This is a genomic window from Pseudomonas sp. M1 (assembly GCF_022760135.1).
GTDB lineage: Bacteria > Pseudomonadota > Gammaproteobacteria > Pseudomonadales > Pseudomonadaceae > Pseudomonas > Pseudomonas citronellolis.
The window spans coordinates 1,093,574-1,117,987 of the sequence record NZ_CP094343.1; the positions used below are offsets into that span (position 1 = coordinate 1,093,574).

General features: G+C 69.7%; 19 protein-coding genes and 1 pseudogene. 8 read left to right on the forward strand and 12 right to left on the reverse strand.

Annotated elements, in window-relative coordinates:
* Positions 1-276 precede the first annotated feature (276 nt).
* The 8 genes and pseudogenes from PM1_RS04925 to ada all read right to left on the reverse strand — a co-directional run bounded on the left by PM1_RS04925 (position 277) and on the right by ada (position 9,068).
* Complete coding sequence (locus PM1_RS04925; RefSeq protein WP_009615996.1) at positions 277-1,605, reverse strand: sigma-54-dependent transcriptional regulator; 1,329 nt, start codon at positions 1,603-1,605, stop codon at positions 277-279.
* A pseudogene (locus tag PM1_RS04930) lies at positions 1,602-3,488 on the reverse strand (sensor histidine kinase). The gene PM1_RS04925 and the pseudogene PM1_RS04930 overlap by 4 nt, the downstream one beginning before the upstream one ends.
* A 108-nt stretch (positions 3,489-3,596) precedes the next feature.
* Positions 3,597-4,331 (reverse strand): amino acid ABC transporter ATP-binding protein, encoded by a 735-nt coding sequence (locus PM1_RS04935; protein WP_009615999.1) that lies wholly within the window; start codon positions 4,329-4,331, stop codon positions 3,597-3,599.
* Positions 4,328-4,996, reverse strand: a complete 669-nt coding sequence (locus PM1_RS04940; RefSeq protein WP_173427889.1) for an amino acid ABC transporter permease — start codon at positions 4,994-4,996, stop codon at positions 4,328-4,330. The genes PM1_RS04935 and PM1_RS04940 overlap by 4 nt, the downstream gene beginning before the upstream one ends.
* Positions 4,993-5,739, reverse strand: a complete 747-nt coding sequence (locus PM1_RS04945; RefSeq protein ID WP_009616001.1) for an amino acid ABC transporter permease — start codon at positions 5,737-5,739, stop codon at positions 4,993-4,995. Before PM1_RS04945 ends, PM1_RS04940 begins: the two co-directional genes overlap by 4 nt.
* Before the next feature lie 186 nt (positions 5,740-5,925).
* Positions 5,926-6,834: a glutamate/aspartate ABC transporter substrate-binding protein gene (locus tag PM1_RS04950; protein WP_009616002.1), complete on the reverse strand. Its 909-nt coding sequence runs from the start codon at positions 6,832-6,834 to the stop codon at positions 5,926-5,928.
* Between the two features lie 452 nt (positions 6,835-7,286).
* Complete coding sequence (locus PM1_RS04955) at positions 7,287-7,928, reverse strand: phosphatase PAP2 family protein (RefSeq protein ID WP_009616003.1); 642 nt, start codon at positions 7,926-7,928, stop codon at positions 7,287-7,289.
* Positions 7,929-8,009: 81 nt separating this feature from the next.
* Positions 8,010-9,068: a bifunctional DNA-binding transcriptional regulator/O6-methylguanine-DNA methyltransferase Ada gene (gene ada, locus PM1_RS04960; RefSeq protein ID WP_009616004.1), complete on the reverse strand. Its 1,059-nt coding sequence runs from the start codon at positions 9,066-9,068 to the stop codon at positions 8,010-8,012.
* Positions 9,069-9,190: 122 nt separating this feature from the next.
* Between ada and PM1_RS04965 the strand changes: the two genes are divergently transcribed.
* The 5 genes from PM1_RS04965 (at position 9,191) to PM1_RS04985 (ending at position 15,259) form a co-directional block, all read left to right on the forward strand.
* Positions 9,191-11,554: an ATP-binding protein gene (locus tag PM1_RS04965; RefSeq protein ID WP_009616005.1), complete on the forward strand. Its 2,364-nt coding sequence runs from the start codon at positions 9,191-9,193 to the stop codon at positions 11,552-11,554.
* Positions 11,555-11,573: 19 nt separating this feature from the next.
* Positions 11,574-12,755 (forward strand): response regulator, encoded by a 1,182-nt coding sequence (locus PM1_RS04970; protein WP_024128460.1) that lies wholly within the window; start codon positions 11,574-11,576, stop codon positions 12,753-12,755.
* 92 nt (positions 12,756-12,847) lie between these two features.
* Positions 12,848-13,741: a PA4780 family RIO1-like protein kinase gene (locus PM1_RS04975; RefSeq protein ID WP_009616007.1), complete on the forward strand. Its 894-nt coding sequence runs from the start codon at positions 12,848-12,850 to the stop codon at positions 13,739-13,741.
* The gene (locus PM1_RS04980) at positions 13,738-14,289 is read left to right on the forward strand and encodes a nucleotidyltransferase family protein (protein WP_009616008.1); all 552 of its coding nucleotides are present in this window, start codon (positions 13,738-13,740) and stop codon (positions 14,287-14,289) included. The genes PM1_RS04975 and PM1_RS04980 overlap by 4 nt, the downstream gene beginning before the upstream one ends.
* A 79-nt stretch (positions 14,290-14,368) precedes the next feature.
* Positions 14,369-15,259 (forward strand): EamA family transporter, encoded by an 891-nt coding sequence (locus PM1_RS04985; RefSeq protein ID WP_009616009.1) that lies wholly within the window; start codon positions 14,369-14,371, stop codon positions 15,257-15,259.
* 312 nt (positions 15,260-15,571) lie between these two features.
* Here PM1_RS04985 and cueR read toward each other — a convergent pair whose 3' ends face one another.
* The 3 genes from cueR to PM1_RS05000 all read right to left on the reverse strand — a co-directional run bounded on the left by cueR (position 15,572) and on the right by PM1_RS05000 (position 18,895).
* Positions 15,572-15,973, reverse strand: coding sequence for a Cu(I)-responsive transcriptional regulator (cueR, locus tag PM1_RS04990; protein WP_009616010.1), 402 nt, complete (start codon positions 15,971-15,973; stop codon positions 15,572-15,574).
* Positions 15,960-18,383, reverse strand: a complete 2,424-nt coding sequence (locus PM1_RS04995; RefSeq protein WP_009616011.1) for a heavy metal translocating P-type ATPase — start codon at positions 18,381-18,383, stop codon at positions 15,960-15,962. The genes cueR and PM1_RS04995 overlap by 14 nt, the downstream gene beginning before the upstream one ends.
* 107 nt (positions 18,384-18,490) lie before the next feature.
* Entirely contained in the window at positions 18,491-18,895 is a 405-nt protein-coding gene (locus PM1_RS05000) for a hypothetical protein (protein WP_009616012.1), read from the reverse strand.
* A gap of 153 nt (positions 18,896-19,048) precedes the next feature.
* Between PM1_RS05000 and PM1_RS05005 the strand changes: the two genes are divergently transcribed.
* Positions 19,049-19,246: a heavy-metal-associated domain-containing protein gene (locus tag PM1_RS05005; protein ID WP_009616013.1), complete on the forward strand. Its 198-nt coding sequence runs from the start codon at positions 19,049-19,051 to the stop codon at positions 19,244-19,246.
* Here PM1_RS05005 and PM1_RS05010 read toward each other — a convergent pair.
* Positions 19,225-19,878 (reverse strand): TetR family transcriptional regulator, encoded by a 654-nt coding sequence (locus tag PM1_RS05010; protein WP_024128461.1) that lies wholly within the window; start codon positions 19,876-19,878, stop codon positions 19,225-19,227. The two genes, PM1_RS05005 and PM1_RS05010, sit on opposite strands and share 22 nt — an antisense overlap.
* A 148-nt stretch (positions 19,879-20,026) precedes the next feature.
* Between PM1_RS05010 and PM1_RS05015 the strand changes: the two genes are divergently transcribed.
* Both PM1_RS05015 and PM1_RS05020 read left to right on the forward strand, forming a co-directional pair.
* The gene (locus PM1_RS05015) at positions 20,027-21,211 is read left to right on the forward strand and encodes an efflux RND transporter periplasmic adaptor subunit (protein ID WP_009616015.1); all 1,185 of its coding nucleotides are present in this window, start codon (positions 20,027-20,029) and stop codon (positions 21,209-21,211) included.
* 13 nt (positions 21,212-21,224) lie between these two features.
* Entirely contained in the window at positions 21,225-24,389 is a 3,165-nt protein-coding gene (locus PM1_RS05020; protein WP_009616016.1) for an efflux RND transporter permease subunit, read from the forward strand.
* Positions 24,390-24,414: the final 25 nt, after the last annotated feature.

A 24,414-nucleotide genomic window follows, 5' to 3' on the forward strand; every position in this document is an offset into this window, starting at 1 on the left:
GGGCGTCTCCTGCACCTTCCGGCAAATATGACACCCCGTAGGTTGTGCCGATGGATGGTCCGGTGCAATGGATCGGGCCGATCGCGGACAGAGTCCGCTCCTACAACTCCAGGGAAGCCCCGTAGGATGGGTTGAGCGAAGCGATACCCATCACCACGACCGCATGGGTTTCGCAAGCTCAACCCATCCTACGAGGGCTGTGCCGATGGAGGGTTCGGTGCAATGGATCGGGCAATCGCGGACGGGGTCCGCTCCTACGACCGTGCTTCCCTGGAGCTACGCCAGGCCGTATTTCTTCACCTTGTCGAACAGCGTGGTCTTGGCCATGCCCAGGGCCAGGGCGGCCTGGCTGAGGTTGCCGGCGTGGCGTTCCAGGGCGCTTTGCAGCAGGCTGCGTTCGAAGGCTTCCACGGCTTCGGCGAAGCGCGGTTCGCTGGCATCCGGGCCTTTGCCGCTGCCGCTGAGCACCGGCAGGCCGAGGGCGAAGCGTTCGGCGACGTTGCGCAGTTCGCGCACGTTGCCCGGCCAGTCGTGGGCCATGAGGCTGGCGGCGGTGGCGTTGTCGATGGCCGGCGCCGGGCGGTCGAAGCGCAGCGAGGACTGCTGCAGGAAGTGCTCGAAGAGCATCAGGATGTCTTCGCGCCTCTCGCGCAGCGGCGGCAACTGCAGGGTGATGACGTTGAGGCGGTAGTAGAGGTCGCTGCGGAAGCTGCCCTCGCGGCCCATGGCGGCGAGGTCCGACTTGGTCGCGGCTATCACCCGGCAGTCCACCGGGATCAGCTGGTTGGAACCCAGGCGTTCCAGCTGGTGTTCCTGCAGCACCCGCAGCAGCTTGACCTGCAGGTTCAGCGGCATGCTCTCGATCTCGTCGAGGAACAGGCTGCCGCCGTCGGCGTGCTCGATCTTGCCGATGCGCCGCTTGCCGGCGCCGGTGAAGGCGTGGGCCTCGTGGCCGAAGATTTCGCTGTCGATCAGGCTTTCCGGCAGGCCGCCGCAGTTCAGCGCGACGAAGGCCTTGGCCTGGCGCCGGCTGTAGTCGTGCAGGCAGCGGGCGACCAGTTCCTTGCCGGTGCCGGTCTCGCCCTCGATGAGCACGTTGGCCGAGGTGTCGGCGACGTTGGCGATCAGCTCGCGCAGCGCCTGCATCGCCGGCGAACGGCCGATCAGCCGGGCCTCCAGGGCCTGGCGCCCGGCCAGTTGGCGGCGCAGCTGGCCGATCTCGCGGCTGAGCCGGCGGTGCTCCAGGGCGCGCCGCGCCACGTCCACCAGGCGTTCGGGGGCGAAGGGCTTTTCCATGAAGTCGTAGGCGCCGTCGCGCATGGCCTGCACCGCCATGGCGATGTCGCCGTGGCCGGTGATCAGCACCACCGGCAGCTGCGCGTCCTTTTCGCGCAGGCGGGCCAGCAGTTGCAGGCCGTCCATGCCGGGCAGGCGGATGTCGCTGATGACGATGCCGGGGAAGTCGGCGCCCACGCGCCGCAGCGCTTCCTCGGCGCTGGCCACGCCGTCGCTGTCGAGGTCTTCCAGGGCCAGGGCCTGCTGGCAGCCGAGCAGCACGTGGGGGTCGTCCTCGACCACCAGTACGCGGAGTTTTTCGTCGCTCATGGCGTGGGTTCCTGAGTGGGCAGCAGGGGCAGGCTGAGTTCGAAGGCGGTGCCGCCGGCCTCCGGGTGGGCCACGCCTAGGCTGCCGCCGGCGGCGGTGGCGAGGCTGGCCGAGAGCGTCAGGCCCAGGCCCAGGCCGTGCTCGCCGGGCTTGGTGGTGAAGAAGGGTTCGAACAGGTGCTCGCGGGCATCCGGCGGGATGCCCGGGCCGTTGTCGCGCACCGTCAGGTGGTATTGCGCGCCCTCGGCGCGGCCGCTGAGCCAGAGCTGGCGGTCGGCCTGCGCGCTCATGGCGTCGAGGGCGTTGGCGATCAGGTTGACCAGGATCTGTTCCAGGCGCGTCTGGTCGATGCCCAGGCTCACGTCGTCGAATTCGCGGTGCAGGGCCAGCGGGCAGTCCTTCAGGCGCACCTGCAGCACCCGCAGCGCGGCGTCCACCGCCTTGCCCAGGCGCGCCTGGCCGTGGTCGTCGGCGCGCCGGGCGAAGGCGCGCAGGCTGGCGGTGATGCGGCCCATGCGGTCGACCATTTCGTTGATCGCTTCCAGGTTGCTGCTGGCGATGTCCAGGGCGCCGCGCTGGAGGAAGCGCACGGTGTTGCCGGAGAGGGTGCGCAGCGCCGCCAGCGGCTGGTTCAGCTCGTGGGCGATGCTGGTGGACATCTGCCCGATCACCGCCAGCTTGCCGGCCTGGACCAGGCGGTCCTGGGCCTTGCGCAGGGTGTCCTCGGCCTGGCGGCGCTCGCGGATCTGCTCGCGTAGATGCTGGTTGCTGGCGCGCAGGTCGGCGGTGCGTTCGGCGATGCGCCGCTCCAGTTCGTCGTTGGCCTGCTGCAGCGCCTCGCGGGCGGCCAGGCGGGTGGCCAGGACCTTGCGCCGCTCGTTCCAGGCGATCAGCCCGAACGCCAGCAGGGCGAAGCCCACCGCGGCCAGCACGCCGTGGATCATGGCCTCGCGGCGCACGTCCTGCAGCGGGCTGAGCAGGGTGAAGTCCCAGGGTGTGTCGTTCAGGCGGCGGCTCTGCTTCAGGTACAGGCGCTCGGCGTGCGGCTCGCCGCTGGCGTCGCGGTCGCGGAAGCCGATTTCCTCCACGCCCTCGCCCAGGGCCCGGCGCTAGCTGGGCTGCCATTCGTTGAGCGCCCACCAGTAGTACTGCAGGCTGCGCGCCAGGCGCTCCTTGTCCGAGGCGCTGAGCGGGCGCACCGCCTTCAGGCGCAGCTGCGGGTTGCTGGAGAGGACGATGATGCCGTTCTCGTCGCTGACGAAGGCCTGCAGCTGGGCCTTCTCCCAGCGTTCCTCCAGGGCCTCCATCTTCACCTTGACCACCGCCACGCCGACGATGCGCCCGCCATGCACCAGGCCGTGGGCCAGGTAGTAGCCGGGCTCGCCGACGGTGCTGCCGATGCCGTAGAAGCGCCCCGGGCGGCCCTGCACGGCGTCCTGGAAGTAGGCGCGGAAGGACAGGTCCTCGCCCAGGTAGCTGTCGGCGTCCTGCCAGTTGCTGGTGGCCAGCACCCGGCCGGAGGTGTCGAGCAGGTAGATGGCGCGGCTGCCGGCGCGGCGGTTGAGGCCTTCGAGGTAGGCGTTGACCAGGTCGCGGCGGTAGGGCGTGGGGTCCAGCAGCAGGCGGGTGACGTTGTTTTCCAGCTCCAGCAGGCTGGGCAGGTAGGTGTAGCGGCTGATCTCGCTTTCCACCCCGCGGGCGTGCAGTTCCAGCTGACGCTCGCCGCTGGCGACCAGGGCGCGGGTGCCGGCGCCGGCGCTGACCAGGTAGCCGCCGTAGCCGAAGCCGAGCATCAGCAGGATCAGCGGAATCGGCAACAGCAGGTTGCGCACGAGGCTCGGCTTCACGTTCGGCGGTGGCAGGGTCAATGGCTGGGCGGGCATTGCATCACAGTCGTCGGAAGCGGGCCAGCCCGGCGCCGGGTGTGGCGACGGGCCGGCCGCTGATGGGTATCGCTTCGCTCAACCCATCCTACGGGGCATGGGTGGGCTTCAGTGGGTGAGAATCTTGGCGAGGAACTGCCGGGCGCGCTCGGAGCGGGCTTCCAGGTCGCCGAAGAACTCTTCCTTGGCGCAGTCTTCGACGATCTGCCCGCGGTCCATGAAGATCACCCGGTCGGCCACCTTGCGGGCGAAGCCCATCTCGTGGGTCACGCACATCATGGTCATGCCTTCCTGGGCCAGCTGGACCATCACGTCGAGCACCTCGTTGACCATCTCCGGGTCCAGCGCCGAGGTCGGTTCGTCGAACAGCATCACGATCGGGTCCATGGCCAGGGCGCGGGCGATGGCCACGCGCTGCTGCTGGCCGCCGGAAAGCTGGCCGGGGTGCTTGTGGGCGTGGGCCTTGAGGCCGACGCGGTCGAGCAGCGCCAGGCCCTTTTCGGTGGCCTCGTCCTTGCCGCGGCCGAGCACCTTGACCTGGGCGATGGTCAGGTTCTCGGTGATGGTCAGGTGCGGGAACAGCTCGAAGTGCTGGAACACCATGCCCACCCGCGAGCGCAGCTTCGGCAGGTTGGTCTTCGGGTCGGCGATGGAAGTGCCGTCGACGACGATGTCGCCCTTCTGGAACGGCTCCAGGGCGTTGACGCACTTGATCAGCGTCGACTTGCCCGAGCCGGACGGCCCGCAGACCACCACCACCTCACCCTTGGCGACCGAGGTGCTGCAGTCGGTGAGGACCTGGAAGTCGCCGTACCACTTGTTGACGTTGTCGATGGTGATCATAGGGCTAACCCTTTCTGCAGGCGCTTGACCGCGAAGGAGGCGGTGAAGCTGACGATGAAGTAGACGAGACCGGCGAAGATCAGGAATTCGTGGGGCTGGCCGATGATGTCGCCGCGCGAGCGCGCCGCGTTGAGGAAGTCCATCAGGCCGACGGTGTAGACCAGCGAGGTGTCCTGGAACAGGATGATGCTCTGCTGCAGCAGCAGCGGGGTCATCTTGCGGAACGCCTGGGGCAGGATGATCAGCCGCATGCACTGGCCGTAGGTCATGCCCAGGGCTTGCGCCGCGCCCATCTGGCCCTTGGGGATGGCCTGGATGCCGGCGCGGACGATCTCGCAGAAGTACGCCGCCTCGAACATCACGAAGGCCACCAGGCAACTGGTGAAGGCGCCCACCGGGGTGTCGCTGCCGGTGATCCAGCGCAGGATGTAGGGCACCGCCAGGTAGAACCAGGTGATCACCAGCAGCAGCGGGATGGAGCGGAAGTAGTTGACGTAGAAGCCGGCCAGGTTGCTCAGCAGGCGGTTGTGGGACAGCCGCATCAGCGCCAGCAGGGTGCCCAGCACCACGCCGCCGAGCACGCCCAGGCCGGTCAGCTGCAGGGTCATGGCCATGCCGTCCCACAGGCCCGGCAGCGCCGGGACGATCGAGCCGAAGTCCATCATTTGCCTCCCACGGAAATCAGCCCGGGCAGCGCGACCTTGCGCTCGACCAGGCGCATGAACAGCATCAGGCTCATGTTCAGGGTGAAGTAGATCGCCGTGGCCAGGGTAAAGGCCTCGAACAGGTTGGCGCTGAACTCGGCGGTCTGCTTGGTCTGCGCCAGCAGCTCCATGAGGCCGATCAGCGAGGCCACCGAGGAGTTCTTGAAGATGTTGAGGAACTCCGAGGTCAGCGGCGGGATGATGATGCGCAAGGCCTGCGGCAGCAGCACGTAGCGGTACACCTGCGGCAGGCTGAAGCCCATGGCGCGGCCGGCGGCGACCTGCCCCCCGGGCAGCGCCTGGATGCCGGTGCGCACCTGCTCGCAGACGCGCGCGGCGGTGAACAGGCCCAGGCACACCACGACGCTGACGAAGGCCGAGGTTTCCGGCGCCAGGCCGAGCTTGAACCAGTCCTGCAGCGGCTGCGGCAGCAGGTCCGGTACCAGGAAGTACCAGATGAACAGCTGCACCAGCAGCGGCACGTTGCGGAACAGCTCGACGTAGCCGGTGCCGATGGCCGATAGCCAGCGGTTCGGCACGGTGCGCAGCACGCCCAGCACCAGGCCCAGCGCCAGGGCGAGGAGCCAGGCAGTGAGGGCGACGGCGATGGTCCAGCCCAGGCCGGCGATGTACCAGTCCAGGTAGATCTCGTCGCCGATCCCGGTGGACTTGAAGAACACGCCCCAGTCCCAGTTGTAGTTCATGAAGGTTGCCCTCGATGGCCCCGTGCGGGGCGTCGAAACGGCCGGAACGCGGCGCGCAGGCGCCTGCGCCCGTGGGTGGCGGGCGTGTTCCGGTGGTGGATCGGGAAGGAAGGGGAGGCCGGGAGCGCCGCTGGCGCTCCCGTTCCCCGCCCGGCCGCGCCTCGTGAGCGCGGCGGGGCGCCACCCTTACATCTGCTCGGCAGACTTGTCGGTGGGACTGGCGATCAGCTTCTTGAGCGTGTCGCTCATCGGGAATTCGAGGTTCAGGCCCTTGGGCGGCACCGGCTGGGTGAACCACTTGGCGTAGATGTCGTTGATCTGCCCGGAGGCGAAGGTGTCGGCGATGGCCTTGTCGACCACTTTCTTGAAGCCCTCGTCGCCCTTGCGCACCATGCAGCCGTAGATTTCATAGGACTGCGGGGTGCCGACCACCGCCCAGTCGTCGGGCTTGCGGGCCTTGGCCATTTCGCCGTAGAGCAGGGCGTCGTCCATCATGAAGGCCACGGCGCGGCCGGATTCGAGCATCAGGAAGGACTCGCCGTGGTCCTTGGCCGAAATGATGTTCATGCCCATCTTCTTCTCGGCGTTCATCGACTTGAGCAGGCGCTCGGAGGTGGTGCCGGCGGTGGTCACCACGTTCTTGCCCTTGAGGTCGGCGAAGTCGTTGATGCCGCTGGTCTTCCTGGTCAGCAGGCGGGTGCCCACCTCGAAGATGCCGAGGGAGAAGTCGACCTGCTTCTGGCGCTCCAGGTTATTGGTGGTGGAGCCGCACTCGATGTCCACGGTGCCGTTCTGCACCAGCGGGATGCGCGTCTGCGAGGTGACCAGGTTGTAGCGCACCTTGAGGTCGGGCATGCCCAGTTCCTGCTTGACCGCCTCGACCACCTTCAGCTGCAGGTCGTGGGAATAGCCCACCGGCTGGCGCGGGTCGTCGGCCAGGTAGGAGAAGGGGATGGAGGCGTCACGGTGGCCGAGGACGATGGTGCCGGAGTCCTTGATCTTCTTCAGGGTGCCGGTGAGTTCCTCGGAAAGGGCCGGAGTGGCGAACAGGGCGGCGACGATGGCCACGCCCAGCACACGGGGTGCGATACGCATTGATGCTTCCTCGACTTGTTCTGGTTGTTGTCGATCCTGCGGCAGGCGTACCCGGCGGCGGGCCCTCCTGGCGGCCGGCGGGCAAGCGCGGCGCTGCCGCATGCTCACGGGAAGCACTGGAGCAGGGACCGTGCCAGTCCCTGGGATTTATTTCAAGTAATTGAATTTAAAGGATTTATATTCGGGATCGGCGGGCCGTTGGCGAGACGGGTGTTCGGACTGCCGAATAGACGCCGTTCGCGCGTTCGGTTTTCCGAACGCGCATGCCGCTCCCTTGTAGGAGCGCGCCCTGCGCGCGAATCGCGGGCAGGGCCCGCTCCGAAGAGCGCTTCAGCGCGGTCTGTAAGGGAGGCAGGGTATTTCACCGTAGGATGGGTTGAGCGAAGCGATACCCATCACCACGACCGCATGGGTTTCGCAGGCTCAACCCATCCTACGAAGGGCATCTCGGCTCAGGCCGCCGGCGCCCGCTGCCCGTCGAGGCGATGGAAGCCACCCCACTCGCCGCGCTTGAACGGCTTGTCGCGGTCGGCCATGTAGGCGGCGATGCGTTCGAGCATCTGGTGGGTGGGCGCGCGCACGCCGGTCACGCCCTGCAGCGAGGCCAGCAGCAGGACGAGGGCCAGCAGCACGGGCGACAGCGACGGCAGGTGGCGCTGCGTCAGGCAGAGGAAGGCGCCGCTGGCGGCCAGGCCCACGGCCAGCCCGCCGTAGACTTCCGCCGGCGAATGGACGTTGATCTGCAGCCGCGACACGCCCACCAGCACCGCCAGCACGGCGCCGCCGGCCGCGGCGGCCAGGCGCCAGGCGGGGTGGGCGGGCAGCAGCAGGCTGCAGAGCACCGGCAGGACGCTGGCGGCCATCATGCTGTGGCCGGACAGCCCGGTGAAGTTCCAGGCGGGAATACCGATGCCCCAGCCCATGAAGGCCAGCTTGGAGACCAGGGTGACGCCGGCGGCCAGGCTGAACAGCAGCAGCCAGCAGTTGGCGTTGTACGTTTCCCGGCGCAGCAGCAACCAGGCATAGATGAACAGCGCGCAGGGCAGCAGCAGCGAGCTGTCGCCGAAACGGGTGATGAGGTTCCAGAGGGTCATGGGGCTTGCAGGCGGTCCTTCGAGGGGCCGAACCATAGCACAGCGAGGGCTCTGCCATGGGCCCGGCCGATCGGAGGCGGCTCAGGCCGGTTCGTCCTGCTGCGCCGCCTGGTCCTCGCGGCGCAGCAGCTCGCGCTTGCGCTCCAGGCCCCAGCGGTAGCCGCCGCTGCCGCCGTCGGCGGCCACCACCCGGTGGCAGGGCACCAGCAGCCCCACCGGGTTGCTCGCGCAGGCGCGGGCGATGGCCCGGGGATGGCTGTGCAACTGCTCGGCCAGTTCGCCGTAGCGCCGCGTCTGCCCGCTGGGAATCTGCGCCAGGGCGCGCCAGACGCGCAGCTGGAAGGCGCTGCCGTGCAGGTCCAGGGGCAGGCCGGCGGCGCGTTCGGGCTGCTCCAGCTGGCGCAGCACCCGGCCCAGCCAGTCGCCCAGGCCGGCGTCGTCGCGCTGCAACTCGGCGGCGGCGAAGCGTTGGCGGAGTTCCGCCTCCAACTGCTCCGGCGCGTCGCCGAACAGCAGGGCGCAGACGCCCCGCGGGCTGGCGGCCAGCAGCACCTGGCCGAGCGGGCAGGGGGCGATGGCATAGCGCAGCCGGGTGCCGGCGCCTTTCTGCCGGCGTTGCGCCGGGCTCAGCGCGGTGGGCGCCTCGTAGAGCGCGCGGGTGCCGGAATAGCCCGCCTCCAGGGCGGCATCGAGCACCGAACGCGCCTGCGGCAGGGCGGCGGCCAGGCGCTGCTGGCGGCGGGCCTCGGCCCAGGCCCGCGGCGTCAGGCCGGTGCGCGCCTTGAAGGCGCGGGCCAGGTGCGAGGCCGAGAGGCCGATACGCGCGGCCAGTTCGTCCATGGTCAACGGGCGCTCGGCCTGCTCCAGCAACTGGCAGGCGGCGGCGACCAGCGCATCGAGGCGCTGCGCCGGGCTCTCGCCGTCGGGCGTGCAGCGCTTGCAGGGGCGGAAGCCCGCGGCTTCGGCGGCCGCCGCGTCGGCGTGGAAGCGCACGTTGGCGCGGCTTGGCCGCCGCGCCGGGCAGCTCGGCCGGCAATAGACGCCGGTGGAGCGAACGGAAAACACGAAACGCTGGTCGAAGCCCGCGTCACGCTCGCAGACCGCCTGCCAGCAGCGTTCATCATCGGGAAGTGGGGGCATGGCGCTCTCCAGGGAGGACCGGGTACATGGGGAAATTGTCGGCGTCACCCGGCGGGCGGGCAATCCGTAATCGCTTTTCAAACTGCCGGCTACGCTTGCAGGAGGTCCGTCGAGAGCCCGCCATGCCCTGCCGCCGACTCCTTAGCCATTGCCTGCTGCTCTGCTTCCTGCTGTGCCCGCCGCTGTGGGGCGCGGAACTGGCGCTCAGCGGCCACGAACGCAGCTGGCTGGAGGCCCACCCGACGCTGCGGGTGGGCATTTCCCGCGATGGCTGGCCGCCGTTCGAGATGGTCGACGCCCAGGGCGGGTTCCAGGGCATCAGCGCCGACTACCTGAACCAGGTCGCCCAGCGCCTGGGCCTGCAGTTGCAGACGCAGACCTTCGACGACTGGGCGCAGGTGATCGAAGCGGCGCGCAAGGGCGAGGTCGACCTGCTGCCGACCGTGGCGCGCTCGCCCGAGCGCGAGCGCTTCCTCGCCTTCAGCCAGCCCTACCTGAGCACCAGCAGCCTGATCTTCGCCCGCCGCGACAGCAACGTGCGGGTGCTCGACGACCTCTCCGGCAAGCGCGTGGCCGTGGAGCGCGACTTCGCCGTGCACGACCTGCTGCGCACGGCGGTGCCGGGGGTGGCCTTCGTCATCGTCGACGACACCGCCGAAGCCCTCAAGGCCGTGGCTTCCGGGCGCGCCGACGCCTACGTGGGCAACCTCATCTCGACCAACTATCTGATCGGCCAGCTCAACCTGAGCAACCTGGAGGTGCGCGGCGACAGCGGCCTGGACAACAGCCAGGTGCGCTTCGCCGTGCGCCGCGAGCTGGCGCCCCTGGTGCCGCTGCTGGACCGCGCCCTGGCCAGCATCGACGACGGCGAGCAGGAGCGCATCCGCCAGCGCTGGCTGCCGCAGATCGACGCCTTCGACTGGATGCAGCTGCTGCAGGCGGCCTGGCCCTACGTGGCGGGCTTCTTCGCCCTGCTCGCCTTCGTCCTGGTCTGGAACCGCCGCCTGCAGATCCAGGTGGCCGAGCGCGCCCGCGCCGAGGCCGAGGAGCACCGCCAGCGGCGCACCCTGCTGGCGCTGATCAACGCCATCCCCGACCCCATCTGGTTCAAGGACACCGAAGGCCGCTACCTGGGCGCCAACCACGCCTTCGCCGAATGCCTGGGGCTGCCGGCCGAGGACGTGATCGGGCGCAGCGACGCCCAGCTGTTCAGCGACGCCGCCAGCGCCGGCCGCGGCGAGCGCGACCGCCAGGCACTGTCGGCCAGCCAGCCGTTCGCCAGCGAGGGCTGGGTGGTCTACCCGGACGGCCGGCGGGTGCTGTTCGACACCCTGCGCAGCGCCTTCCACGACGACCACGGCGCCCTGCTCGGGCTGGTCGGGGTGAGCCGCGACATCACCGCGCGCAAGGCCACCGAGGAGGCCCTGGCCCAGGCCCGCGACCTGGCCGAGCAGGCGGCGCGGCTGAAGAGCGAGTTCCTGGCCAACGTCAGCCACGAGATCCGCACCCCGCTGAACATCATCATCGGCCTGGCGCACCTGCTCGAACAGACCGCCCTGGACCCGCAGCAGCGCGACTACCTGGGCAAGATCCAGGGTTCGGGCCAGTACCTGCTGGAGCTGATCAGCGACATCCTCGACCTGTCCAAGGTGGAGGCCGGGCGCCTGGAGTTCGAGCACCTGGACTTCGACCTGGAGCGCCTGCTCGGCGAACTGGTCGACCTGCTGGCGATCCGCGCCGCGGGCAAGGGCCTGAGCCTGGAGTGCCACATCGACCCGCGGCTGCCCTCGCACCTGCTGGGCGACTCGCTGCGCCTGCGGCAGATCCTGATGAACTACGGCAACAACGCGCTCAAGTTCACCGAGCACGGCTCCCTGGAGCTGGAAGTGCGCCTGGACATGCAGGCCGGCGACGAGGACTGGCTGTACTTCGGCCTGCGCGACACCGGCATCGGCATAAGCCCGGCGCAGCAGGAACGCCTGTTCGAGTCCTTCCGCCAGGCCGACAACTCCATCACCCGGCGCTACGGCGGCTCGGGCCTGGGGCTGGCGATCTGCAAGCGCCTGGCCGAGGCCATGGGCGGCGAGGTCGGGGTGGACAGCGAGCCGGACAAGGGCAGCCTGTTCTGGTGCCGCCTGCCCCTGGGCCACGTGGAGGATGCGCGGCCCATCGACCTGTCGCGCATCCTGCGCTCGCCCTCGACGGCGCCGCCGCTGCTGGAGGCGCCAGAACCGACGGGGCAGCCGGCGGTCGAACTGCCGGCGGCCGAGCGCCAGCAGGCCGAGCAGGTTGTGCGCCGCCTGGCGCACCTGCTGGCTGCCGACGACCCGCGCGCCGGACGACTGGTGGGCGAGCGCGCGGGCCTGCTGCGCAGTATCTTCAATGACGGGTACGACGAAGTCGCGGCGAGCATCCGCCGCTTCGAGTTCGAGCGGGCCCTGGAAAAACTGCTGGTGTTGTCGCGCGAGCGCGACATCCGCATCTGAGCGCAAGAGGGGTGGAACCTTGGACAGCATGCTGGACCGACCGGACCAGGAAGTGATCCTGGTGGTCGACGACCAACCGGACAACCTCATGCTCATGAGCGAGCTGCTCATGGGCCAGTACCAGGTGCGCGTCGCCGGCAGCGGCGCCAAGGCCCTGCGCCTGGCCGCCAGCGAGCCGCGGCCGGACCTGGTGCTGCTCGACATCATGATGCCGGAGATGGACGGCTACGAAGTCTGCCGCCAGCTCAAGGCCGACCCGCTGACCGCCGAGATCCCGGTGATCTTCCTCACCGGCATGGTCAGCACCGCCGACGAGCAGCGCGGCCTGGACCTGGGCGCGGTGGACTACATCACCAAGCCGATCAGCCCGCCGGTGACCCTGGCGCGCATCCGCGCGCACCTCAAGCTCAAGGCCAACGCCGACTTCCTGCGCGACAAGAGCGAATACCTGGAGCTGGAAGTGCGCCGCCGCAGCCGCGAACTGCAGGCCGCCCAGGACGCCACCCTGGAGGCCATGGCCACCCTCTGCGACCTGCGCGACAACCCGCACAGCCGCCACCTGCTGCGCATCGAGCAGTACATGCGCCTGCTCGCCGACGCCCTGGCCCGGCGCGAAGGCGAGGCCGGCGGCCTGGACCTGGAGCAGATCGAACTGCTGGCGCGCTCGGCGCAGCTGCATGACATCGGCAAGGTGGCGGTGCCCGACCGCGTGCTGCTCAACCCCGGCCAGCTCAGTCCCGAAGACCAGTTGCTGATGCAGAGCCACACGCGCATCGGCCACGACGCCCTGGCCGCCGCCGAGCGCCGCCTGGGCAGCCCGGCGGAATTCCTGCGCTACGCCAAGGAAATCGCCTACGGCCACCACGAACGCTGGGACGGCAGCGGCTACCCGCGGGGCCTGCGCGGCGAGCAGATTCCGCTGTCGGCACGGTTGCTGGCGCTGATCGACTGCTACGACGAGCTGACCAGCCGCCATCCCTACCACGCGACCCTCGCGCCGGACGAGGCCCGCCAGCAGATCCTCGCCGCCAGCGGCAGCCACTTCGACCCGCAGGTGGTGGAGGCCTTCGCCGAGGTCGCCGACGGCTTCGCCGCCATCGCCATCCGCTACGCCGACGACGCCCAGGCCCTGGGCAGCGAGATCGAACGCATGGCCGACGCCCTGGGCGAAAGCATCGAAATGACCACGACGCCACCATGATTCCGGCGGTCGGTGCTGGGCGTCACCCGGCACATGTCGTATAAGGGGCGGCTGCGGCCGCTTGGGCCGGACAAGAACGACGACGGAGCCTGATGAAGACACCCAAACGCATAGAGCCGCTGATCGAGGACGGCCTGGTCGACGAAGTCATACGCCCGCTGATGAGCGGCAAGGAAGCGGCGGTCTACGTGGTGCGCTGCGGCGAGCAGTTGCGCTGCGCCAAGGTCTACAAGGAGGCCAACAAGCGCAGTTTCCGCCAGGCCGCGGAATACCAGGAGGGCCGCAAGGTGCGCAACAGCCGCCAGGCCCGGGCCATGGCCAAGGGTTCGCGCTACGGCCGGCGCGAGCAGGAGGAGGCCTGGCAGAACGCCGAGGTGGCGGCGCTGTTCCGCCTGGCCAACGCCGGGGTGCGGGTGCCCAAGCCCTACGACTTCCTCGACGGCGTGCTGCTGATGGAAATGGTCGCCGACGAATACGGCGAGGCCGCGCCGCGCCTCAACGACGTGGTGCTGGAGCCGGAGCAGGCGCGCGAGTACCACGATTTCCTCATCCGCCAGATCGTCATGATGCTCTGCGCCGGGCTGGTGCACGGCGACCTCTCGGAATTCAACGTGCTGCTCGGCCCCGACGGCCCGGTGATCATCGACCTGCCCCAGGCGGTGGATGCGGCGGCCAACAACCATGCCTTCCGCATGCTCGAACGCGACGTCGGCAACATGGCCGCCTACTTCGGCCAGTTCGCCCCGGAGCTCAAGGACACCCGCTACGCCAAGGAAATGTGGGCGCTGTTCGAAGACGGCAAGCTGCAGCCGGACACCCCGCTGACCGGCCACTTCGACGAGCCGGAAGAGGAAGCCGACGTCGATGCGGTGATGCGCGAGATCGCCGCCGCCCTGCGCGAGCAGGAGCGCCGCGAGGCGGCCCGCGCCGAGCAGGATGGCCCGCCGCGCGCCGAGGAGCCGCCACCGCCGCCGTGGCTGCAGTGAGCCCGCAGGCGGCGCGCCTGATCGCTCTGCTCGCCGCCTGTCCGCAACGCCTGGGCCTGCTGCGCGCCCTGCGCGACTACGGCCCGCCCGGCGCCTGGATCGGCGCCGGCGTCGTGCGCAACACCGTCTGGGACCACCTGCACGGGCTAGCCCCCGGCCCGCTGGCGGACGTGGACGTGCTGTACTTCGACGCCCGCTGCCTGCGGGCCGAGGCCGACGCAGCCTTCGAGCGACGCCTGGCCCGAGCCTGCCCGCAGGTGCCCTGGTCGGTGCGCAACCAGGCGCGCATGCACCTGCGCAACGGCGATGCGCCCTATTCGGACGTCGCCGACGCCATGCGCCACTGGCCGGAAATCTGCACCGCGGTGGCGGTGCGCCTCGCCGACCCGGGCCTGGAGCTGCTGGCGCCGCTGGGCCTGGACGACCTGTTCGAACTGCGCGTTCGCCCCACCGAACATTTCCGCAACAAGCCCGAGGTCTACCGCCAGCGCCTGCGGGGCAAGGACTGGACGCGGCGCTGGCCGCAGTTGCGCATCGAACTGTCCTGATGCATTTGCGCGGCAACTGTGTACATACAGCCCGCCGCGGCCCTGCTAGCGTGGCCCGATCCCACCCGGAAGCACCGCCATGCCCTTGCCGCACGTCCTCCTCGCCCTGCTGGTCACGCTGATCTGGGGCGTCAACTTCGTCATCATCAAGGTCGGCCTGCACGACTTCCCGCCGCTGCTGTTCTGCGCCCTGCGCTTCGCCCTGGCGGCGCTGCCGCTGGTATTCCTGCGCGGGCCGCTGCCGGCGCCGTTCTGGCGCATCGTGCAGATCGGCGTGCTGCTGGGGGTGGTCAAGTTCGGCCTGCTGTTCGTCGGTATGCACCTGGGCATGCCCGCCGGCCTGTCGTCCCTGGTGCTGCAGAGCCAGGTGTTCTTCACCGTGCTGATCGCCGCCGCCTTCCTCGGCGAACGCCCCAGCGCCCGCGCCCTGGCCGGCCTCGCCCTGGCCGCCGGCGGCCTGCTGCTGATCGGCCTGGAACGCCCCCTGGGCGACAGCCTGCTGGCCTTCGCCCTGGTGATGGCCGCGGCCCTGGCCTGGGCCTTCTCCAACATCGCCACCAAGCGCTCCGGGGCCAGCGACATGCTGCGCCTGATCAGCTGGGTGAGCCTGATCCCGCCGTTGCCGCTGCTGGTTCTGTCGTGGATCTTCGAAGGCCCGCAAGCCATCTCGACGGCGCTGACCGGCATCAGTTGGGAAGGCATGGGCGCGCTGCTGTACATCGCCTTCCTCGCCACCACCGTGGGCTTCGGCCTGTGGAGCTTCCTGCTGCGCCGCTACCCGGCCAGCCAGGTCACCCCCTTCGCCCTGGCGGTGCCGGTCTCCGGCCTGCTGTCCGGCTGGCTGCTGCTGGGCGAACGACTCACCGCCCAGGACTGGTTGGCCTGCGCGCTGGTCTTCGTGGGGCTGGCGGTGACGGTGCTGCCGGCGTCGTTGTGGCGGCGCGGGGCGGTGGCGCAGGTGCGTGGTTGACCTTGGTTCAGGGCCAGGCCTTATGGTGATGGTGTGGTGAGGTTGCTCTGGTGCTGGCCCTGAAGAGCGCCCTCTCCCTAACCCTCTCCCTGAAGGGAGAGGGGACTGTTGGGCAGAGTTGGGTGTTTTGCAGTCAGCCTGACATTCCTACTATGGCGTCCGGCTGAAACCTTGATATCAGCCGGCACGGACTAGCCCCCTCTCCCTTCAGGGAGAGGGCTGGGGAGAGGGGGCGGAGTTAATCCGAAACACAATTACTGCCGGTAAACACCATTCGCGAGCAAGCTCGCTCCTACGAAAGACTCGCTGCGCTCAGTGACAGCAACTCCCCGACTCCAGGTCCTTGAGGATCGGGCAGTCCGGGCGGTGGTCGCCCTGGCAGTGGTCGTGGAGTTCCTGCAGGGTGTCGCGCAGGGCGCTGAGTTCGGCGATCTTGCGTTCCAGTTCGGCGATGTGCTGGCCGGTCAGGGCCTTGACGTCGGCGCTGGCGCGCTGGCGGTCCTGCCAGAGGGCGAGCAGGCGGCCGACTTCTTCCAGGGAGAAGCCGAAGTCCCGCGAGCGGCGGATGAAGGCCAGGCGGTGCAGGTCCTGCTCGCTGTAGTGGCGGTAGCCGCTGGCGCTGCGGCCGGCCGGGGCGAGCAGGCCGATGGATTCGTAGTAGCGAATCATCTTCGCCGACAGGCCGCTCTTCTTCGCCGCTTCACCGATGTTCATCGCCGTCTCCCTTTGCGTTGGCGCCGTGCGCCGGTTTCCAGCGCTTGAGCAGCAGGGCGTTGCTCACCACGCTGACGCTGGAGGCGGCCATGGCGGCGCCGGCGACCATCGGGTTGAGCAGGCCGAAGGCCGCCAGGGGCACGCCGACCAGGTTGTAGATGAAGGCCCAGAACAGGTTCTGGCGGATTTTCGCGTAGGTGCGCCGGGCGATGTCCAGGGCCTCGGGGACCAGCCGCGGGTCGCCGCGCATCAGGGTGATGCCGGCGGCGTGCATGGCCACGTCGGTGCCGCCGCCCATGGCGATGCCGACGTCCGCCGCGGCCAGCGCCGGGGCGTCGTTGATGCCGTCGCCGACCATCGCCACCACCTTGCCGCCGCTCCTGAGCTGCGCCACCACCGCGGCCTTGTCCGCCGGCAGCACTTCGGCGTGGACGTCGTCCAGGCCCAGCGCTTCGGCCACCACCCGCGCGCTGCCGCGGTTGTCGCCGGTGATCAGGTGGCTGCCGATGCCGCGCTCGCGCAGAGCCCGCACCGCCTCGGCGGCGCCGGGCTTGAGGCTGTCGCCGAAGGCGAACAGGCCGAGCAGGCGCGGTTGCGGCTGCAGTTCGAGCAGCCAGGACAGGGTGCGGCCCTGGCCTTCCCATTCCGTGGCGCTGGCCTGCAGTTCGCCGGCGACCAGGCCCTGTTCGTCGAGCAGGCGGCGGTTGCCCAGGGCCAGTAGGCGCTCGCCGACCTGGCCCTGGATGCCGCGCCCGGCCAGGGCCTGGCTGTGGCTCACGAGGGGCACGCGCAGGTGCTGCTCGGCGCAGGCGCCGAGCACCGCCTTGGCCAGCGGGTGCTCGCTGCCGCGCTGCAGGGCGCCGGCCAGGGCCAGGGCTGCGTCGGGTTCGCCTTCGGCCACGGCGAAGTGGACCAGGCTGGGCGTGCCCGAGGTGAGGGTGCCGGTCTTGTCGAAGGCCACGGCGCTCACCGCGTGGGCCACTTCCAGGGCCTCGGCGTCCTTGATCAGGATGCCGTGGCGCGCGGCCACGCCGGTGCCGGCCATGATCGCCGTCGGCGTGGCCAGGCCCAGGGCGCAGGGGCAGGCGATGACCAGCACGGCCACGGCGTTGATCAGCGCGGTTTCCACGCCGGCGCCGGCCAGCAGCCAGCCGGTCAGGGTGACCAGGGCGATGCCGATCACCACCGGCACGAAGACGTTGCTGACCTTGTCCACCAGCTTCTGGATCGGCGCCTTGGCCGCCTGGGCGTCTTCCACCAGGCGGATGATGCGCGCCAGCACGGTTTCCCCGCCCAGGGCGGTGGCGCGGATGGTCAGCAGGCCCTCGCCGTTGATGGCCCCGCCGGTCACCTTGTCGCCCGGGGCCTTGGGCACCGGCAGGCTTTCCCCGGTGATCAGCGCCTCGTCGGCGTGGCTGCGGCCGTCGAGCACCTTGCCGTCCACCGGGAAGCGCTCGCCGGGGCGCACCAGCAGTTCGTCGCCCAGGCTCAGTTCGGCGATGGCGACGTCTTCCTCGTGGCCGTCGCGGATGCGCGTGGCGCGTTCCGGGCGCAGCGCCTCCAGGGCGCGGATGGCCGCGGCGGTATGGCGCTTGGCGCGGCTTTCCAGGTACTTGCCGAGGAGGATCAGGGCGATGACCACGGCGCTGGCCTCGAAATACAGGTGCGGCATGGCGCCGGGGGCGGCGCTCAGCCACAGGTACAGGCTCAGGCCATAGCCGGCGCTGGTGCCCAGGGCCACCAGCAGGTCCATGTTGCCGCTGCGGGCGCGCACCGCCTTCCACGCCGAGACGTAGAAGCGCGCGCCGATGATGAATTGCACCGGGGTGGCCAGGGCGAACTGCACCCAGGCCGGCAGCATCCAGTGCAGCCCGGCCCATTCGGCGAACATCGGCAGCACCAGGGGCACGGCCAGGACAATGGCCGCCAGCAGGAACCAGCGCTCGCGGGCCAGGCGCGCCAGGGCCGGGTCCTCGGCCGGGCGCTCGGCCTGCAGCAGGCGGGCGTGGTAGCCGGCCTTGTCCACCGCGGCGATGAGGGTGGCCGGGTCCACCGGGCCGAGCAGGTCCAGGCGGGCGCGTTCGCTGGCCAGGTTGACGCTGGCCTCGCGCACCCCGGGGACCTTCTTCAGCGCGCGCTCCACGCGACCCACGCAGCTGGCGCAGGTCATGCCGTCGATGGCCAGCTCCAGGCTGTGGCTGGGCACCTGGTAGCCGGCGTTCTCCACCGCGGCCACCAGGGCCGGCAGTTGTTCGGGCGAGTCGACGCTCACCCGCGCCTGCTCGCTGGCCAGGTTGACGCTGGCCGCGAGCACCCCGGGCACCTTCTTCAGGGCCCGTTCGACGCGGCCGACGCAGGATGCGCAGGTCATGCCGGTCACCGGCAGGTCGAGCTCGATGGGGCTGTTCATGGACGATCCTCCTGATGTCCGCCGCCCGCTTCCGGCGGGCGCGGCGGTCACGATCCGACGATGCTGCGAGGATGAACCTTGCCACGAGGGCAAGGTCAAGCCCTCGCTCAGGGAACGTTGACCGGCGTCAGGAACAGCCCGCCCTCGCGGTAGCCGATGCGGTAGCTGCGGATTTCCCCGGCGCGCAGGCGCAGGGTCTGCGCCTGCAGTTGCTGCATGCCGTCGCGGCAGGCGCCGGTGGCGGAGACGGCGAGGCGGATGGGCACCTCGCCGGGGGACAGGTTCAGCGCCACCGTGCCCTCGGGCTGCAGGCGCGCCAGCAGTTCGCCGCGCACGTAGAGGTCGATGTCGCAGGCGCTGCCGCTCTGCAGGCCCTGGCGGCTGATGTTGAGCACGGCATAGCCGGGCGGCGGCGGCTCCTGCTGTGGCCAGGCCTGCACCGTCGGCGGGTCGGCGGCCAGGGCCAGGGCGGGCCAGAGCAGGCAGGGCAGGGCGCGGAGCAGGCGGCGCATGAGGGGGCTCCCGGTAGGGCTCGGATGCGCAGAGCTTGGCCGAGGGCGGCGCCGGGGGCAAGCCCGCGGCGTGGCGCCGCAGGGGGCTTGACCTTGCCATGGTGGCAAGGTCGACACTGCGCCCATCGTCAAGCGAACCCGAGGAGTTCGATCATGCAAGCGTTCAGTGTGAAAGGCATGTCCTGCGGCCACTGCGTGCGGGCCATCACCCAGGCGATCCAGGCCCGCGACGGCGCCGCCGAGGTCCAGGTGGACCTGGCCGGCGGCGAGGTGCGGGTGGCCAGCCGCCTGGCGGCCGAAGAGGTGCTGGCGGCGATCCGCGAGGAGGGCTACGAGGCCGCGCTGGCCTGAACCGCGCCGGCCTGGCTCCAGTCGCGGATCAGGCCGCGGAACAGCGGCTCGAGCAGCGCTTCGGCGTCCTGTAGCGGGTCGAACAGCTGCGGGTCGCGCAGCCAGTCGTTGATCAGCCCGTGGATCAGGCCGTGGACCGCCCGCGAGGCGGTCTTCGGCGTCACCCCGGGCAGCAGCCGCACCTGGCATTTGTCGCGGGCGAAGAGCTGCTCGCAAAGGTCGATGAACTGGCGGATGAAGGCGTTGTGGCGGAGGATCGCCTCGCGCAGTTCCTCGGTGAACTCGCAGCGCTGCATCAGGATGGTCAGCACGCGGCGCTTCTGCGCGTTCTGCGCCAGGCTGTGCACCACTTCCACGCACAGGTCGAACAGCGACTGCAGCGGGTCCACCCCGTCGCAGCCGGACAAGCGCAAGGCCAGTTGCTCCGGCGGCAGGCGCACCTGGTTGAGCAGTTCGTTGAACAGGTGGGCCTTGTTCTCGAAGTGCCAGTACACCGCCCCGCGGGTGACCCCGGCGTTGCGGGCGATCTCCTCGAGGCTGGTGCTGGAAACGCCGTTTTCCAGGAACAGCGCCTCCGCCGAGTCGAGGATCGTCTGGCGGGTTCGTTCCGAATCTTCTTTAGTTCTTCTCATGGCGCGGTTTGCTACACGGGCTAGGCTCACTGGTATTTCCGCAGTTTACTGAAATTTCGAGCGGGAACCGTGAGTTACTGGCGGATGGCAGTTTTCCCCCGATAGCGTGCCGAATCGTCTTAGCCGACATTTTCCATGGAGAGGTTCTATGCCGTTCACCCCGCGCTTGCCCGCCGCCCTGACCCTGTGTGCCCTGGTCGCCGCGCAGTCTGTCCTGCCGGCCCTGGCGGACGAGGGGAGCGCGGCGCCACCGGCCCCGGAGGTCACGGTGGAAGTGGCCAGGAGCGCCAGCCTGCCGCTGAACCTCGAATATTCGGCGCGGGCGGCCGGCTACCGCGAGGTGGAGGTGCGCGCCCAGGTCAGCGGGATCCTGCAGAAACGCACCTACGAGGAAGGCCGGCCGGTGAAGCAGGGCCAGGTGCTGTTCCAGATCGACCCGCGCCCCTACCAGGCCGCCCTCGGCCAGGCCAAGGGCGCGCTGGCCCAGGCCCAGGCGCGCTACCGCCAGACCGACCGCGACCTCAAGCGCATCCGCGAGCTGCAGCGCAAGGGCTTCGCCAGCGCCAGCGAGCTGGACCGCTACACCTCCGACTACGAGCAGGCCAAGGCCGATGTCGAGGCAGCCAAGGCCAACGTCGACGCCAAGCAGATCGACCTGGACTACACCACGGTGAAGGCGCCGATCTCCGGCATGGCCAGCAAGGAAACCCGCTCCGAGGGCAGCCTGGTCACCGCCAGCGACCCCAACACCAGCCTGCTCACCGAGCTGACCCAGCTCGACCCCATCTACGTCAACTTCGCCTATTCCGACACCGAGGCCGCGCGCCTGCGCGAGGGCGTGCAGCAGGGCCGCCTGGTGCTGCCCGAGCACGGCAAGCTGAATGCGCAGATCTTCTTCGGCGACGGCAGCCGCTACCCCATCGACGGCGTGGTGGACTTCACCGACAGCTTCGTCAACACCGGCACCGGCACCATCAACGCCCGCGCCGTGGTGCCCAACCCGGAAACCCACCTGATCCCCGGCCAGTTCGTCCGCGTGGTGGTCACCGGCATCGTCCGCAAGGCCGCGGTGACCGTGCCCGAGCGCGCCCTGGCCCAGGGGCCGCGCGGCACCTTCGTCTACGTGGTGGACAAGGACGGCTTCGCCCGCGTGCGCCAGGTGACCACCTCGCAGGTGGTCAACCAGCGCTGGATAGTCGATTCCGGCGTCGACGACGGCGACAGGGTGATCGTCGACGGCCTGCCCAAGGTCCGCCCGGACCAGCCGGTGAAGGCCGTCGAGGCGCCGGCCGCGCCGGCGCAGCAGGCCCCCGCCCAGCCAGCCCAGTCCTGAAGGAGCGGCCATCGTGATCTCGCGCTTCTTCATCGACCGCCCCGTGTTCGCCATGGTGATCTCCATCGTCATCCTGCTCGCGGGCCTGGCGGCCCTGCGCGCGCTGCCGGTGGCGCAGTACCCGGAGATCCTGCCGCCGCAGGTCTCGGTGACCGCCTCCTACCCCGGCGCCAGCTCGCAGGTCATCGCCGAGACCGTGGCGGCGCCGCTGGAACAGGAGATCAACGGCGTCGAGGGCATGATCTACCAGCTGTCCAACTCCGACAGCAGCGGCGCCATGAGCCTGACCGTGTACTTCAAGGTCGGCACCGACCCGGACCAGGCCACCATCAACGTCAACAACAAGGTCCAGGCAGCCCTGGCCAAGCTGCCGGAAGAAGTGCGCCGGCAGGGCGTGAAGGTGCAGAAGAAGTCCGCCGACATCCTCCAGGTGGTGACGCTGTTCTCCCCGGACGGCTCGCGCGACCCGGTGTTCATCAGCAACTACGCGCTGATCAACGTCATCGACGAGCTCAAGCGCCTCCCCGGCGTGGGCGACGTCACCCAGTTCGGCTCCAAGGACTACGCCATGCGCATCTGGCTGCGCCCGGACAAGCTGGCGCAGTACAACCTCACCCCCAGCGACGTGGTCGACGCCATCCGCGAGCAGAACTCGCAGTTCGCCGCCGGCAACTTCGGCAAGGAGCCGCTGAACACCCCGCAGGACTTCACCTACACGGTGAGCACCCAGGGCCGCTTCACCGACCCGAAGGAGTTCGAGGGCGTCATCCTGCGCACCGACAGCACCGGCGCCAGCCTGCGCCTGAAGGACGTCGCGCGCATCGAGCTGGGCGCCCAGGACTACTCGATGAAGACCACGCTGAACGGGCGGCTCAACGCTTCCTTCGGCGTCTACCTGCAGCCGGGGGCCAACGCCCTGGACACCGCCGAGGCCGTGGAAACCACCATGGAGCGGCTGGCCAAGCGCTTCCCCGAAGGCGTCGTCTACAAGATCCCCTACGACACCACCACCTTCGTCAAGGTATCCATCGAGGAGGTGGTGCACACCTTCTTCGAGGCCCTGGTGCTGGTGATGCTGGTGGTCTACATCTTCCTGCAGAACCTGCGCGCCACGCTGATCCCGGTGCTGGCCATCCCGGTGTCGCTGGTCGGCACCTTCGCCGGCATGTACCTGCTGGGCTTCTCCATCAACCTGCTGACGCTGTTCGGCATGGTGCTGGCCATCGGCATCGTGGTGGACGACGCCATCGTGGTGCTGGAGAACGTCGAGCGGGTGATGCGCACCGAGAAGCTGCCGCCGCGGGAGGCGGCGATCAAGGCCATGGAGGAGGTGACCGGGCCGATCGTCGCCATCGTCCTGGTGCTCTGCGCGGTGTTCGTCCCCGTGGGCTTCCTCGGCGGCCTGGCCGGGCAGATGTACCAGCAGTTCGCGATCACCATCGCGGTCTCGGTGGTGATCTCCGGGATAGTCGCGCTGACCCTCTCGCCGGCGCTCTGCGCGCTGATCCTCAAGCCCGAGCACAAGGAGCCGGCGGCGCCGTTCCGCTGGTTCAACCGCATGTTCGACGCGGCCACCGCGGCCTACGGCGCCGGCGTGCAGTTCTTCCTCAAGCGCGTGCTCATCGGCCTGCTGGTGTTCGGCGGGATGATCGCGCTGATGCTCGTGCTGTTCGGCCGGGTGCCCGGCTCGCTGGTGCCCGACGAGGACCAGGGCTACGTGATCAACGCCTACATGCTGCCGCCGGCGGCCTCGCTGTCGCGCACCGAGGCGCTCACCGACGCCGTCTCGCAGCAGCTGGAGAAGCACCCGGCGGTGCAGGACGTGCTGACCTTCGCCGGCCTGAACATCCTCACCAACGCCAACACCACCAGCGCCGGGGTGTCCTTCGTCACCCTCAAGGACTGGAAGGAGCGCGAGACCCCCGAGCTGGACGCGCGCAACCTCACGCGCACCTTCATGGCCATGGGCGCCAGGCAGCAGGATGGCGTGGTGATGAGCTTCAACCCCCCGCCGATCACCGGCATGAGCACCACCGGCGGCTTCGAGGCGTACATCCAGGACCGTAGCGGCGGCACCTCCGCGCAGCTCGAACAGATGGTGCAGAAGTTCATGGCGGCGGCGGCCAAGCGCCCGGAACTGGCCGGGGTGACCAGCACCTTCAACGCCAACGTGCCGCAGTACTTCATCAACCTCGACCGCACCAAGGCGCGTTCGCTGGGGGTAGCCATCAACGATGTGTTCACCGCCATGCAGGCGACCTTCGGCGCCTACTACGTCAACGACTTCACCCTCTACGGGCGGACCTGGAAGGTCAACCTGCAGTCCGAGTCGGACTTCCGCCGCAAGCCCGAGGACCTGACCCAGGTGTACGTGCGCTCCTCCAGCGGCGACCTGGTGCCGCTGTCGGCCCTGGTCAGCGTGCAGCGCACCCTCGGCCCGGATTCCTACGCGCGCTTCAACGTGTTCCCCGCGGCCAAGCTGCTCGGCGGCCCGGCGCCGGGCTACAGCTCCGGCCAGGCCCTGGCGGCGATGCAGGAGGTGGCCGACCAGACCCTCGGCGACAGCTACTTCCTCACCTGGATCGGCTCGGCCTACCAGGAGCTGGAGACCCAGGGCTCGGGCAGCACGGCGTTCGTCTTCGGCCTGATCCTGGTGTTCCTCATCCTCGCCGCCCAGTACGAGCGCTGGACCCTGCCGCTGGCGGTGGTCACCGCGGTGCCCTTCGCGGTGTTCGGCGCCATCCTCGCCATCTGGCTGCGCGGGCTGAGCAACGACGTGTACTTCCAGGTCGGCCTGGTGACGCTGATCGGCCTGGCGGCGAAGAACGCCATCCTGATCATCGAGTTCGCCGTGATGGTCCGCGAGGAGCAGGGGCTGAGCCCGCTGCAGGCGGCGCTGGAGGCGGCCAAGCTGCGCTTCCGGCCGATCGTCATGACCTCCCTGGCGTTCATCCTCGGCGTGGTGCCGCTGGCCATCAGCAGCGGCGCCGGCTCGGCCAGCCGCCATTCGATCGGCACCGGGGTGATCGGCGGCATGCTCGCGGCCACCGTGCTGGCGACCTTCCTCATCCCGATGTTCTACATGCTGGTGGAATCGGCCGCCGAACGCCTGGGCAAGCGCAAGACCAAGGCCCAGCCGGCGGCCGAAGCGGCCCAGGGGGAGGGGCCGGCGCACTGACGGGCACGGGCGCCGGCCGCCTGGC

Bases quoted from the DNA above. Each gene is read 5' to 3' on its own strand.
- PM1_RS04985 (WP_009616009.1), top strand. From the start codon at position 14,369: ATGCCCTTGCCGCACGTCCTCCTCGCCCTGCTGGTCACGCTGATCTGG.
- PM1_RS04950 (WP_009616002.1), bottom strand. From the start codon at position 6,834: ATGCGTATCGCACCCCGTGTGCTGGGCGTGGCCATCGTCGCCGCCCTG.
- PM1_RS05015 (WP_009616015.1), top strand. From the start codon at position 20,027: ATGCCGTTCACCCCGCGCTTGCCCGCCGCCCTGACCCTGTGTGCCCTG.
- PM1_RS04945 (WP_009616001.1), bottom strand. From the start codon at position 5,739: ATGAACTACAACTGGGACTGGGGCGTGTTCTTCAAGTCCACCGGGATC.
- PM1_RS04940 (WP_173427889.1), bottom strand. From the start codon at position 4,996: ATGATGGACTTCGGCTCGATCGTCCCGGCGCTGCCGGGCCTGTGGGAC.
- PM1_RS04935 (WP_009615999.1), bottom strand. From the start codon at position 4,331: ATGATCACCATCGACAACGTCAACAAGTGGTACGGCGACTTCCAGGTC.
- ada (WP_009616004.1), bottom strand. From the start codon at position 9,068: ATGCCCCCACTTCCCGATGATGAACGCTGCTGGCAGGCGGTCTGCGAG.
- PM1_RS05005 (WP_009616013.1), top strand. From the start codon at position 19,049: ATGCAAGCGTTCAGTGTGAAAGGCATGTCCTGCGGCCACTGCGTGCGG.
- PM1_RS04965 (WP_009616005.1), top strand. From the start codon at position 9,191: ATGCCCTGCCGCCGACTCCTTAGCCATTGCCTGCTGCTCTGCTTCCTG.
- cueR (WP_009616010.1), bottom strand. From the start codon at position 15,973: ATGAACATCGGTGAAGCGGCGAAGAAGAGCGGCCTGTCGGCGAAGATG.
- PM1_RS04955 (WP_009616003.1), bottom strand. From the start codon at position 7,928: ATGACCCTCTGGAACCTCATCACCCGTTTCGGCGACAGCTCGCTGCTG.
- PM1_RS04925 (WP_009615996.1), bottom strand. From the start codon at position 1,605: ATGAGCGACGAAAAACTCCGCGTACTGGTGGTCGAGGACGACCCCCAC.
- PM1_RS04975 (WP_009616007.1), top strand. From the start codon at position 12,848: ATGAAGACACCCAAACGCATAGAGCCGCTGATCGAGGACGGCCTGGTC.
- PM1_RS05010 (WP_024128461.1), bottom strand. From the start codon at position 19,878: ATGAGAAGAACTAAAGAAGATTCGGAACGAACCCGCCAGACGATCCTC.
- PM1_RS04995 (WP_009616011.1), bottom strand. From the start codon at position 18,383: ATGAACAGCCCCATCGAGCTCGACCTGCCGGTGACCGGCATGACCTGC.
- PM1_RS05000 (WP_009616012.1), bottom strand. From the start codon at position 18,895: ATGCGCCGCCTGCTCCGCGCCCTGCCCTGCCTGCTCTGGCCCGCCCTG.